At 38.4% G+C, this 12268-nt stretch carries 13 protein-coding genes and 1 tRNA gene; 6 read left to right on the forward strand and 8 right to left on the reverse strand.

The annotated features are described in order from the left end of the window. Nucleotides 1-14: 14 nt before the first annotated feature. The 5 genes from V6R96_RS15600 to V6R96_RS15620 form a co-directional block, all read right to left on the reverse strand. Nucleotides 15-1583: a type I restriction-modification system subunit M gene (locus V6R96_RS15600; protein WP_336379217.1), complete on the reverse strand. Its 1569-nt coding sequence runs from the start codon at nt 1581-1583 to the stop codon at nt 15-17. 219 nt (nt 1584-1802) lie between these two features. Next, nucleotides 1803-1973, reverse strand: a complete 171-nt coding sequence (locus tag V6R96_RS15605; RefSeq protein WP_336379216.1) for a hypothetical protein — start codon at nt 1971-1973, stop codon at nt 1803-1805. A gap of 153 nt (nt 1974-2126) precedes the next feature. Continuing rightward, on the reverse strand, nt 2127-2270 hold the full coding sequence (locus V6R96_RS15610) for a hypothetical protein (protein WP_336379215.1): 144 nt from the start codon (nt 2268-2270) through the stop codon (nt 2127-2129). A 39-nt stretch (nt 2271-2309) separates the two neighbouring features. Beyond that, a tRNA-Ser gene (locus V6R96_RS15615) sits at nt 2310-2397 on the reverse strand. A gap of 117 nt (nt 2398-2514) precedes the next feature. Then, nucleotides 2515-3084, reverse strand: a complete 570-nt coding sequence (locus V6R96_RS15620; RefSeq protein WP_336379214.1) for a DUF6624 domain-containing protein — start codon at nt 3082-3084, stop codon at nt 2515-2517. Nucleotides 3085-3157: 73 nt separating this feature from the next. Between V6R96_RS15620 and V6R96_RS15625 the strand changes: the two genes are divergently transcribed. From V6R96_RS15625 to V6R96_RS15650, 6 genes are all read left to right on the forward strand, one after another. Next, nucleotides 3158-4084: a sigma-70 family RNA polymerase sigma factor gene (locus tag V6R96_RS15625; RefSeq protein WP_336379213.1), complete on the forward strand. Its 927-nt coding sequence runs from the start codon at nt 3158-3160 to the stop codon at nt 4082-4084. Between the two features lie 77 nt (nt 4085-4161). Next, entirely contained in the window at nt 4162-4746 is a 585-nt protein-coding gene (locus V6R96_RS15630; protein ID WP_336379212.1) for an NAD(P)H-dependent oxidoreductase, read from the forward strand. Between the two features lie 2 nt (nt 4747-4748). Then, nucleotides 4749-5105, forward strand: coding sequence for a nuclear transport factor 2 family protein (locus V6R96_RS15635; protein ID WP_336379211.1), 357 nt, complete (start codon nt 4749-4751; stop codon nt 5103-5105). A 213-nt stretch (nt 5106-5318) separates the two neighbouring features. Continuing rightward, nucleotides 5319-8129, forward strand: a complete 2811-nt coding sequence (locus V6R96_RS15640; protein ID WP_336379210.1) for a TonB-dependent receptor — start codon at nt 5319-5321, stop codon at nt 8127-8129. Nucleotides 8130-8133: 4 nt separating this feature from the next. Further along, nucleotides 8134-9156, forward strand: coding sequence for a phytase (locus V6R96_RS15645; protein WP_336379209.1), 1023 nt, complete (start codon nt 8134-8136; stop codon nt 9154-9156). A 278-nt stretch (nt 9157-9434) separates the two neighbouring features. After that, nucleotides 9435-9635, forward strand: coding sequence for a bacteriocin-like protein (locus V6R96_RS15650; RefSeq protein ID WP_111959728.1), 201 nt, complete (start codon nt 9435-9437; stop codon nt 9633-9635). A 149-nt stretch (nt 9636-9784) separates the two neighbouring features. Here the strand turns inward: V6R96_RS15650 and V6R96_RS15655 are convergent, their stop codons facing one another. From V6R96_RS15655 to V6R96_RS15665, 3 genes are read right to left on the reverse strand one after another with little or no spacing between them, the layout of a single operon-like run. Next, nucleotides 9785-10057: a hypothetical protein gene (locus tag V6R96_RS15655; protein ID WP_111959726.1), complete on the reverse strand. Its 273-nt coding sequence runs from the start codon at nt 10055-10057 to the stop codon at nt 9785-9787. 37 nt (nt 10058-10094) lie between these two features. Beyond that, nucleotides 10095-11444 (reverse strand): S41 family peptidase, encoded by a 1350-nt coding sequence (locus V6R96_RS15660; RefSeq protein ID WP_336379208.1) that lies wholly within the window; start codon nt 11442-11444, stop codon nt 10095-10097. Between the two features lie 14 nt (nt 11445-11458). Continuing rightward, nucleotides 11459-12199, reverse strand: a complete 741-nt coding sequence (locus V6R96_RS15665; protein WP_228452725.1) for a hypothetical protein — start codon at nt 12197-12199, stop codon at nt 11459-11461. Nucleotides 12200-12268: the final 69 nt, after the last annotated feature.

Raw genomic sequence — 12268 nt, forward strand, 5'->3', positions numbered from 1 at the left:
TTAAGCAAAAAAAATTAGCTTACTAATCCCAATTCTTTCAAATAAACTTCAATTTCAGAATCCAACTGAGAACGCTTCGCTTCAAGCTCCTTAATTTCTGCCATTACCACCTGAATGTCAATTTCCTTTTCTTCCTCAAATGTGTCAACATAGCGAGGAATATTTAGATTGTAATCATTATCTGCTACTTCCTGTAAAGTCGCTTTATGACTGAACTTTTCAATTACCGTACGGTTTTGGTAAGTATCAACAATTTTATTGATGTGAGTATTAAGCAACACATTTTGATTTTTCTGCTTTTCAAACTCTTTGCTTGCATCTACAAACAAAATATCTTCATCTGCTTCACGGCATTTTTTAAAGATTAAAATACAAGTCGGAATACTTGTTCCAAAGAAAATATTGGCAGGTAAACCAATCACAGCATCTAAATAGTTCTTCTCTTTAATCAGATATTTTCTAATAACCAATTCGGCTGCACCACGGAATAGAACACCGTGGGGCATAACTACTGCCATAATTCCGTTTTCGTCCAAATGATGAATCATATGCTGGATAAAAGCAAAATCTGCTTTTGATGAAGGTGCTAATTTTCCATATTGTGAAAATCTTTCGTCCAAAAGATGAAGCTCATTGGCGCTCCATTTTGCAGAAAAAGGCGGATTGGCTACAATGGCGTCAAAAGTTTTGTCAAGATGTTGGGGTTTTTCAAGTGTATCTTCCTGACGGATATCAAAATTGCTGTAATTGACACCGTGAAGAATCATATTCATCCTTGCTAAGTTGTAAGTCGTGCGGTTCATTTCCTGACCGTAGAAATCGCTTACTTTCGCTTCACGGGCAACTCTCAAAAGTAAAGAACCACTTCCGCAAGTCGGGTCATATACAGATTTTAATTGTGATTTTCTGCTGGTCACAATTCTTGCTAAAATTGTGGAAACCTGTTGAGGAGTATAGAATTCACCTGCTTTTTTACCAGCTCCACTTGCAAATTGTGCAATCAGATACTCATAAGCATCTCCTAAAACATCGGCATTGGTATCTGATAGATTGAAATCAATATCATCCAAATGATACAGAACTTTGGAGATTAATGTATTTTTTTCGTCTTCAGTTCGTCCTAATTTTGCAGAAGTTAAATCTAAATCATCGAAAAGTCCTTCAAAATCATCTTCACTATTTGTCCCTAATGTTGACTGCTCAATATTATTAAGAATTTTAGAAAGTTCAGCCAAAATAAAGTTAGATTTACCTTCTTGTTTTTGATGTCCTTTTTTAGCAATATTACTGAAAAGTTCCGAAGGTTTCAGGAAATATCCCAAATATTCGACTACTTCTTCATAAATGGCCTCTACAATTTCTTTTCCTTCTTTAGAATTTTCGTCAACGTCATTGTAATCAACATCTTCGCCAGAATCTAACAAGATTTTATTAGCCGTAAAATGTATTTTCTCTGAAAGATATTTATAAAAGATAAATCCTAAAATGTAATCCCGGAATTCATCCGCATCCATTTTACCACGTAAAGTATTCGCTATATTCCAAAGTTGCTGTTGCAACTGGCGTTTCTGTTCTTCTGACATTTAATAATCCTTAAGGTTAATTCCCAAAGATAAAAAATGTTAAATGTAAAAACCCTAAAAATAGCTGTAAATATTAGGTTAATATTGAATTTTTTTTTGTTCTTGCCTGTTTACCAACAAGCCTTAGCTCTGCAGCAAAATCCAACATAAAAACCTGACTTCCTGTAAATGGATTATACGACAGCTGATAATCAATATAGCCTGAAGAATGCAGATTCTTCAGGCATTTGTGGTATGGTAGTAGTAATCGTAAACTTTTTGTTCCAAAGTTTTAAGATAAATGTTCAGTATTTTGATTTCCTGAGAGTTTCCGGTTGCTTTCTGTCCTTTATTATCCCATTTCTGTGGCTCAATCATACTTTTTGGAGGAAATCTCCGCTTTTTTGCCATCTATCGTGATTCGGCATGTAAATTGGTGGTTCCGGTAGGGCGTACTTTACTCTTTTTTACAAAGAATAACAGGTTAAATATCTTGTTCATCGTCTGATTGATTTAAAGGGTTTAAAAATTTAGTTTTTCTGACCGTTTTTCACAAGATGTATATTATTTAAATTCCCTGTTGGTCGGGTTTCCCCAGAAATCCGGTGACATCTTTTTCTCATTTTTCGGAGAGGTCACTCGAAGGTCACCAAAATGTTTACCTTTTTTGAATTTTTTGATACCTGCGCAAAAAAACGCTGTAAACATTGATGTTTACAGCGTTTTAGCTTATTTTGGTTCCCCAACTGGCGGAGAGAGAGGGATTCGAACCCCCGGACCTGTTACAGTCAATAGTTTTCAAGACTATCGCAATCGACCACTCTGCCATCTCTCCTAATAACAGTAGTACTACCGTTTTCAGTGGTGCAAATATATAAAGTTTTTTGAAACTGACAAAATATTTTTTGGCTCTTAATAAAATATTGCACTCTATGAAGCAATTTTTTAATCATTAAGGTGCTAACATCCATCCCATTTTTATTCTCCATTCCGTATAACCAACTTGTTTTGCATCTATCTCAGCAATCTTTTCTATACCCGGAATCCTATTGATTTCTTCCTGGGAAAAAGGTTCCAAATTGACTTTCAGGCGTTCTTCATTCAGTTTATTTTTATTTTCTACCGGATATGGCAGTCTTTCTTCGGTAAGCTGTGTCCCGTATTTTTGAGGCTTGCTCTGAAAAACCTGAATTCTGTCATGCAGATAAGCAATGTTTAAAGGATTCACACCACTTTTGTTTTCAATCATCATTTTATAACATTCTTTCATAAATGCAGGCTCGCCAATAGAATGCTGAATAATAAGCCATGCAGCCTCACTAGCCTTATCCCCCACTTTTGAGATCGTAGGAAAGCCTATCTTCCTAATGATTTCCCGAAGCTTTTCCGCATTTTTCCTGTGAATCTGTTCCATTTCAGGATGATAGCCGCCGGAAAGCTTTCCCTCAGAAGCCAGTTTCTCCCTAACCGACAGATCTTTTTCAGCCAGCTCGATTAATTCTTTAGAACATACTTCATTCATATCTTTAATTTTAATGAATCTATTTCAGGTCTGTTTTCATTCAGGATTGCAAATTGCCAAAAAAATTCCAAATATGTTAACCCTAAGAGTTCATTTCATTAAAAAATCTAACATTTCTGAAAAGAACTGTCACGTTTTATTCATTAAGTTTGTCTTCAAAAGAAATATCATGCAGGAAAATTACAGCAAACTGCTTACTTATGCTTACAATATCACAGGTTCTTATGAAGATTCGCAGGATCTTGTACAGGATGTGATAGAAAAATATATTTCTTTAGATAAATCCGGGGTAAGAAATGAGATTAACTACCTGATTAAAAGTACAGTTAACCACGCTATCAATTTTAAAAACAGGCACAGTAAAAAAATGATTTACGGTGAATGGCTTCCGGAACCACTGTCGTTTGACAATGCAGAGAATAAACTGATCAAGGAGCAAACGGCACGTTACACACTCCTTGTCCTTCTAGAAAAGCTCAATCCCAAGGAAAGAGCTGTATATATTTTAAAAGAAGCTTTCGATTATTCTCACCAGGAAATTGCTGAAACTCTGGATATTTCCATTGATAATTCACGCCAGCTGCTGAGCCGTGCAGGAAAACAGCTGCAGGATATAAAATATGCTCCCGACACTGCAAATTCCAATGCTCCCGATATACTCCACAGATATCAGAAGGCACTGAGCGAAGGAAATATTCCCATGATCGAAGAACTTCTGAGAGATGACATCAGGCTTTCTGCAGACGGCGGAAAACGTATCCGCGTCATCAAAGCTGTGGAAACCGGCAAACCGGCAACAGCATCTCTTCTTGCTTATGTACAACAGCAGTTTCTTTCGAGGAAATCTTTCACTTTTAATGTTTTCAATCATCAGCCCGCTTTGTGCTTCTGGCAGGGAGAGCGTATGTATAACTGCCATATTCTGGATATCGATGAACATGGGCTGATCAGGGAAATCTATTCTATTGTAGATCCTGAAAAATTGAAAAGAAGTAATTAGTTTAAGGTTAAATTTTTCAGCTTTCTAACCATCTTTGTCACGTTTTGAAAATCAGGTGTGTCTTTAAAGAAAAAAGTATGAACACACTTCTCCGAATCGACAGCAGCCTTAGGCTTAAAGATTCCTATTCACGCCGTATGGGTGATTATTTTGTAAAACAGTGGATCCTGAAACATCCGGATGGATTGGTTATCGAAAGAGATACGGCAAAAAAAATGACACCTCATCTCACCCAGCAGACTTTTGATGCATTTCTGAATGAAAATCTTTACACCGAAGATCTTCTTCTATCCGACAGATTGATTGATGAACTTTACAAAAGCAGTGAGATCCTGATCACCTGTCCTATGTATAATTACGGGATCCCTTCTTCTTTGAAAGCTTATTTTGACCTTGTAATCAGGACTAAGAAAACGTTTACCTATGACAATGGTATCAAAGGACTGCTTTCAGGTAAGAAAGCACATCTCATTTCGGTCATGGGTGGCATTCACTCATTACCCGGAGGTATGAATCCTCTTGAGACTCATTTAACCAGCATCTTAAATCATCTTGGCATCACTGATATCATTTATTTTCCTTTGGAAAGCACAGCAGCTCCGGATCGGATTTCAGAGAAGGCAGAATTATTGGAAACCGCAATTTTTAATTATTTAAATTAATTATGGAAGAGATCAGACAAGCTATAGAAAAGTTTATCAAAGGTGGTGATACTTATGATCCTGACCTTTTAGAACAGGTTCTTCATCAAAACTACCAAAACATACAGGATGGATTTTTTGACCAACCTGGAATTTTCGTCTTTTCTAAAGAAGAATATATCCAGCTGGTCCGTGATAAGGTTTTTGGAGGAAAGCCCAGAACGGTTATTTACCGTTCCCTGGAACAGAAAAACAATATTGCATACGCCCAGGTTTCCCTGGAAAGTCCAATTCTCCGGTTTTCCTCACTTATTACGTGCGTTCTTGAGCAGAAAAAATGGCAGGTAATAGGCAACATTCCAACAATAGAGCAGAAATAAATAAAAAGCTGTATCAAAAAGCTCATTGCAATGTTTTTGATGCAGTTTTTTGATTAAAAAAAATTAATAGTATTTGTTTTATCGTTTCACCGTAAAACATTTCCAACCTTATGCATCAACTGTTCATAAATCCTTAAAACAATCGTAATCTATAGTTCAGGGTATTTCCCAAACAGACGTTTAATTTTGTTCAGACCTAATATACAGTTAAAAGTGAAGAAAATTTTTACCTCCGTTTTATTTTGTGCATCCATTTTTTTCTATGCACAAACCGGTACTGTTTCCGGAAATATCAATGATGATTCCAAATTATCTCTGCCGGGTGCCAAAATCTCCCTGGCTCCGGGAAATATCTATACAACTTCGGACGATCATGGTAACTTTGTTTTCCTGAATGTTCCTGCAGGAAACTATACCATGACAGTAGATTATCTGGGCTATGGAACCAGCGAATACACAGTAACAGTTGAGTCTGACAAAAATACAAAGCAGAATATCATTTTTGCAAGAAAAGAAACAGCGATTACAGAAGTGGTTGTGAGCGGATCCACCCTGAAAAACCAGGCGAGAGCATTAAATAAGCAGAAAAACAATGCCAATATCACCAATGTAATCTCATCCGACCAGATCGGACGTTTTCCTGATGCCAATATTGGTGATGCTTTGAAACGTGTTCCCGGAATCACAATACAGAACGATCAGGGAGAAGCCCGAAACCTTATCATCAGAGGTCTGGCACCTAACCTTAATTCCGTTACCTTAAACGGTGACAGAATTCCGTCTGCCGAGGGTGACAACAGAAATGTTCAGATGGACCTGATTCCTTCGGATATGATCTCTACCATCGAAGTTAATAAAACCCTTACTCCCGATATGGATGCTGATGCTATCGGTGGTTCGGTCAACCTTATCACAAGGGCTTCACCTAATGGACAGAGAATTACTGCAACGCTGGCCGGAGGTTACAATCCTATTCGTGAAAAAGGCAATTATACAGCCGGATTTGTATACGGAAACCGTTTTATAAATAAAAAGCTGGGTGCCGTTTTCAGTTTTTCCTATAACAATAATAATTTTGGCTCAGATAATATCGAACCGACATGGAGCCTGGCAGATGATGCCGCACAAACTGCCTATATCAGCAAAATGGGGGTCCGTTATTATAATGAACACCGTATAAGACATAGTTTTGATCTGAATATGGATTATGAATTCAATTCCAAAAACAAGATCTATGCTTCTGCTATGTATAATTTCAGAACGGACAAAGAGAACAGATTTGCTTTAGGCTATAAAGTAAAACCGGTCTATAATGATGATGAAACCGAAATTACAGGCTGGAAAGGCAGCATCACAAGGCAGAATAAAGGTGGAGATGCAGATAATGACAATACGCGTCTGGAAAGACAGAAAGTGCAGAACTATGCTTTAAGAGGGGAACATCTTCTCGGATCAAAGGTCGATCTTGACTGGTCCATGAACTATGCAACAGCAAGTGAAAAGAAACCTCATGAGCGCCATATAGAGTTTGAAAACGGAAAAATGAATTTCTCTTCAGATCTCAGCGATCCTGAAAGGCCGATAATTACTCCCCTTTCTGCCGACAATTTAGGTGTTTATAAGTTAAGTGATCTTTCAGATTCCAACAGTTTTACACAGGAAAAGGAATTTGGGGCAAAGGTCAATGTCCGTTTTCCGTTTTCTGTGATGGAAAACCAGAAAGGCAGACTTCGTGCAGGTTTACGTCTCCGTTTAAAGGAAAAGGAACGAAATAATGACTATTATGCTTTTGAACCTTTGAATGATATGGGAAGCCTGTTATCTGTTCCTACTGTTCATTTTGACGGTCAAAACTTTCAGCCGGGAAATTATGTCCCGGGAACTTTCGTGGATCCGTCATACATGGGTAATCTGGATCTGTTCAATCCCAATTTATTTAAAGGTGAGCTGAAGCCTGAAGAATTTCTTTCAAGTAATTATACGGCCAAAGAAAATATCTATGCCGGATACATCAGATGGGACCAGGATTTCAGTGATACATTCTCAATGATCGCAGGAGCCCGTATTGAAACTACAAAAATTGACTATACCGGAAATTACGTGCTGGATGAGGAAAGTCTGGCAGGAAAGATCAACCGTACGAACACTTATACCAATCTGCTTCCCAATTTGTCTTTCAAATATGTTCCTGTTCAGGATCTTATATTACGTGCGGCATTTACAACAGCCTTGGCCCGTCCGAATTATTATTCATTGGTTCCTTACCTTAACGTTATTTCCGGGGATGAAACCATTTCGGCAGGAAATCCGGATTTGAAGGCAACGTATGCTTATAATTTCGATTTTATGGCAGAGAAATACTTTAAATCGGTCGGAATACTTTCGGGAGGTGTTTTTTATAAGAACCTTAAGGATTTTATTTATACTTATTCGAGAAGAAACTATACATCTGGTGATTTTTCGAATGATTTTGCAGGACAATCCAATCCTATTCCTGCCGGAGAAAATAACTGGAGCTTTACACAGCAGCGTAATGGTGACAATGTAGACATTTACGGTTTTGAAGTGGCCCTTCAACGTCAGCTTGACTTTATTCCGGGAGCATTCTGGAAAGGTCTGGGAGTGTATGTTAATTATACGTATACCAAATCAAAAGCGAAAGGAATCACAAATGAAGATGGTGTGGAAAGAACAGATGTAGGACTTCCGGGAGCTGCCCCGCATATGTTCAACGGATCTCTTTCGTGGGAAAATAAACGTTTCTCAGCAAGGGTTTCTATGAATTACGCATCTGATTATATTGATGAACTGGGTGGAAAATCATTTGAAGACCGTTATTATGACAAGCAGATTTTCCTTGATGCCAATGCATCTTATAAAATTACAAGCCAGCTCAGAGTTTTTGCCGAAGCCAATAATCTGACGAACCAGCCGTTACGGTATTATCAGGGAATCCAGAGCAGAACTGCACAGGTGGAATATTACAAACCGAGATTCACTTTAGGATTGAAATTTGATTTTTAAACGTATGAAAAAGTTACCATTTAGTATAGCGATATCAGTCTTACCTTTTGTGGTGAGCTGCAGCACGCAAAATTTAGGAAAAAATATAAAACCTTCTGTTATTACAGAAACGGTAGTTCATGATACCGACGATCCTGCCATCTGGATCAATCCTGCGGATTCTTCAAAAAGTATTATTATCGGAACAGATAAGGACACTGACGGCGGACTGTATGCCTTTGACCTGAACGGAAAAATCATCAATAAAGTTTCAGGATTGAAACGCCCGAACAATGTAGATATTGAATACGGCTTTATGCTGAACGGAAAGAAAACCGATATTGCCGCTGTTACAGAAAGGGAAACCAATACGGTAAAGCTTTACAGCCTTCCTGACCTGAAGGCAGTAGGAGAATTTACAGTATTTGATGGTGAAACGGAACGCGATCCGATGGGAATTTCTATGTACCAAAACCCTGTATCAGGAGAAATACATGCTGTTGTGGGAAGAAAATCCGGCCCGGCTGACGGTTATCTTTGGCAGTATAAACTTTCTGAAAAAGAGGGAAAAATGACGGGTGAAGTCATCCGCAAGTTTGGAAAATATAGTGGTCTGAAGGAGATTGAAAGTATCGCCGTAGATGATGAAATGGGCTATATTTATTATTCTGACGAGCAGTTCGGGGTGCATCAGTATTATGCAGATCCGGCCAAAGGAAATGAGGAGCTTCTTGTTTTCGGAAAAGGTGATTTTGCATCTGATGTGGAAGGAATTTCCATCTATCCTACTTCAGAAAAAACAGGATATATTCTGGTTTCCAACCAGCAGAAAGATACTTTTAACGTGTATCTGAGAGAAGATCCCGCCAAGGGAAGAATTGCCGAAATTCCTGTTTCCACCAGTGAAAGTGACGGTTCAGAGGTAACGAATGCTAATCTGGGGCCCAATTTCCCAAAGGGAGTCTTTGTCGCCATGAGCAATGGCCGGGTTTTTCACTTTTACGACTGGAGGGCGATTGAAGAAAAAATTACGGCAGCCGGCAAATGAAAATTCTGAATTGAAATAGGATATTTCACATAGCTACATGATAAAGCACTGCATTTGTAGTGCTTTGTTAATAGTAACAGTAAAGAAATTCCATCTCCTGTATATTCCTGACAATTACTATCTTAAAGAATTCACTCCTTTATAAAACAGATGCATTGATGATGAAGTATTTTCATATCAATTTAGTTTCCGTATTAAAAAAATCACTAATTTGGGATAACTAAAAGCGGAATCTGAAAAGCTTATAAAAGAGTAAGAAAAACTAAAAATTTTAATTCATGAAAAATCTTAAAAAAATTTCAAGAGAAGGTTTAAAATCAGTAAAGGGAGGTACTAAAGAAGGATGTCCGGGACCTGGATCACCATTATACCATCCTTATGCTACACAAGAACAATGTGAAACTGCTACAGGAAAAACGTGCTTTTATTCAGAAGAAAGCTATTGCTTCCCGGCGGGATGGAATGCAGATTTACTTTAATTTCTCCTTAGACCAGTCCTGAAATAATGATCATATAATTATAAGGACATAAATAATAATGGAACCAGAGTAAAAATGTTTTTGCTCTGGTTTTATTTATTTGAAGTTTTAAGCTCAACCATACATACAGCTTTCAATGATTCACATAATCACCTTTGTTTTACTTTTCTTTTCAATTCTTTGACCCTCAAAGTCAGCTGTTTTCTCAGATCATTGTGATACTGTCTGTAATTTTTTATGCTTCTTTCCAGCTGCCTCTTTTGAGCCAGATAATCTTCATATAACTCACTTAGTTCAGAGACCTTAGAAATCATGTCGGAAGGCTGGATATCCGGGTCCCCGGCTGCTTTTTTCAGCAAGCCACGATAATATTCCATACGGTCTGTAAGGCTGCTGTGAAATTTTGGTTCTATTCCCTGCATGGCTGTTGGTTTTATGTATTAAAAAATTAAAAAATGTTCACTTTCCGATGGCTGCAGAAGGCGTATCACTCTGAAATAAAATCTTAACACTTTTGTCCAAAGTATTCTTGCCTGCTGATTTTGCATAAATATTGTTCAGCGCGGATGAAATCAAGGTTTCTTCCGGGTCTCCCAACGGAAGCAGTGGCAGCGAAGCATATTCACCGGCTGCAATCTGCGGAGGAATTCCGTTGCTGTAAGCTCCTTCCCCATTCGCATTGAAAACCTTATAAATAACCGGATGAAGCTGCCACGATATTTTTTTTGGTTTCCTCTTGTCTTCCACCATAAATCCGGCCATATCTTTACCCAATGTCACACCTCCCACCTGAATAACCTGCATATAAGGTTTAAGGTTATTGATGGCAATCTCCGAAGCAGATGCCGTACTGGTCGAGGTAAGAATATAAACTTTGCCCAATCCGAGGGCATTCGCACGCAGGGTATTGAAATCAAGCGCATTGGAATCATAACTTATCTGCTGGGCAAATGTCCGTTTGACTTCACCTCCGTTTTTGTTTCCTTTGTAAATAATAAATGGGGAGGACGAGGAAATTCCGGAAGGGATCAATGAGCACAGTGCCGCTGCTGAAGCGACTGATCCTCCATAATTGTAGCGGATATCTATGATGAGCTCCTGTATTCCGGCTGCTTTGAATGCGGCAAACTTCTGATTCAAAGCAGAAGTCATTCCGTCCGGGAAATCATAGATATAAAGATAGCCTGTCTTTTTACCGTTTTTTTCAAATATTTTAGATTCCAGAGGCTGTTCAAAAGAATACCCGTAATAGACCGTAATGTTTTTTTCATTTGCAACAGTGCCATTTTCCCACTTCCCAACCGTTAATTCTATGACCGTCTGCTCTTTAATTGATGACGTCAATTCTTCGGCATTGGCTGCAGTAATCGCTTTACCGTTGATCTTCGTGATCATCATCCCTCTTTCCAAACCGGAATTGAATGCCGGGGAGTTCTTCATAACAAGTTTTACGGTGGTTACAACGCTTCCATTAGCCAACTGTATGACGGCATAATCGAAGCCATACATATTCCGGACAGAACGCGGATAAGAAGAAGGGTCCTGAGTATCTACAGCAAATGAAAAACGGTCTTGTGAAGATAAAAGGCTCTTAAAAAAGTCCTTCACCGGTAGGTGGTAATCCGGTTTGGCAGGCATCTGATCTGCCCAGTAATAATACCTTCTCATGCTGTCCTGCACCCATTGGTTTACAGATTCCCTGCTCCCTTCCGGGAAACGCGGAACGCCCTCATCATCATTACGATTGCATGATAAAATAAAGATAGACATTGCCGCGAGCAGCAGCAGAAAACTAAAATATTTCTTCATAGAATTGCCCATCATTAAAGATAATCTGCCACGTCAATCTCTCCTTTAACAGTGAGAGCACCATTTTCCATTTTTTCCTGAAGAACGATAAGATTGGCTCCCATATCCTGTTTTATTTTCACTTTAATGATTTCAGTTCCCGTATACGGCACAGAGCTATCCGGTTTATACAGTTCAAGGTAGACAGGTGCTGTATTACTGAAAAAATTATAGATCTTTACCTCAGTAAAATTTTTCTTTCCAATATTGTCAAATTCGGCAAGCACTGCCCCATTTTCTCTTTTCAGAACCCCTTTCACATTGGAAAGTGAACTCCCAGAGTATTCACCAAGATTGGGAAAAATGAATTCAAAGCCTACTTTCCCCAGATTGATCTGCGGTTTAACAGCGGATGCCTGAAGAAAAATCCCTGGAAGATTGAAAAAATTCAGTGTTTTATAATCACTGATATTGTCGTAAGTAATATTGTAATGGGCAATTTCGGTACCCGTTTCATTGTTGTAGATCCCAAGCCTGTCCGTTTCTCCTTCATCCAGAACAAAATCAAGTCTGGTCTCTATTTTATTGGTATAAGAGGTATTTCCATCAATAGATATAGGTGTTCCGTTCAGTCTCAGCTGAATAACATCCGGCTTGGAATATCCTTTGATATTCACCTCAGCGGGCTTCTGTGATTTATCAAATGGCTGCATCACGCTGCTGTCTGAACAGGAAATAAGTAATGTAAAAAGTATGAATGCAATGAACTTATTCATTTATATTATTTTAAATTAAAAATCTAACTGAGAAAAATTGTCCCGCCCGGTGAAAGCACGGGACAACAT

The sequence above is a fragment of the Chryseobacterium sp. CCNWLW53 genome (assembly GCF_037083525.1).
Taxonomy (GTDB): Bacteria; Bacteroidota; Bacteroidia; order Flavobacteriales; family Weeksellaceae; genus Chryseobacterium; species Chryseobacterium lathyri.

Bases quoted from the DNA above. Each gene is read 5' to 3' on its own strand.
- V6R96_RS15600 (WP_336379217.1), bottom strand. From the start codon at position 1,583: ATGTCAGAAGAACAGAAACGCCAGTTGCAACAGCAACTTTGGAATATA.
- V6R96_RS15605 (WP_336379216.1), bottom strand. From the start codon at position 1,973: ATGGCAAAAAAGCGGAGATTTCCTCCAAAAAGTATGATTGAGCCACAG.
- V6R96_RS15610 (WP_336379215.1), bottom strand. From the start codon at position 2,270: ATGTTTACAGCGTTTTTTTGCGCAGGTATCAAAAAATTCAAAAAAGGT.
- V6R96_RS15620 (WP_336379214.1), bottom strand. From the start codon at position 3,084: ATGAATGAAGTATGTTCTAAAGAATTAATCGAGCTGGCTGAAAAAGAT.
- V6R96_RS15625 (WP_336379213.1), top strand. From the start codon at position 3,158: ATGTTAACCCTAAGAGTTCATTTCATTAAAAAATCTAACATTTCTGAA.
- V6R96_RS15630 (WP_336379212.1), top strand. From the start codon at position 4,162: ATGAACACACTTCTCCGAATCGACAGCAGCCTTAGGCTTAAAGATTCC.
- V6R96_RS15635 (WP_336379211.1), top strand. From the start codon at position 4,749: ATGGAAGAGATCAGACAAGCTATAGAAAAGTTTATCAAAGGTGGTGAT.
- V6R96_RS15645 (WP_336379209.1), top strand. From the start codon at position 8,134: ATGAAAAAGTTACCATTTAGTATAGCGATATCAGTCTTACCTTTTGTG.
- V6R96_RS15650 (WP_111959728.1), top strand. From the start codon at position 9,435: ATGAAAAATCTTAAAAAAATTTCAAGAGAAGGTTTAAAATCAGTAAAG.
- V6R96_RS15655 (WP_111959726.1), bottom strand. From the start codon at position 10,057: ATGCAGGGAATAGAACCAAAATTTCACAGCAGCCTTACAGACCGTATG.
- V6R96_RS15660 (WP_336379208.1), bottom strand. From the start codon at position 11,444: ATGAAGAAATATTTTAGTTTTCTGCTGCTGCTCGCGGCAATGTCTATC.
- V6R96_RS15665 (WP_228452725.1), bottom strand. From the start codon at position 12,199: ATGAATAAGTTCATTGCATTCATACTTTTTACATTACTTATTTCCTGT.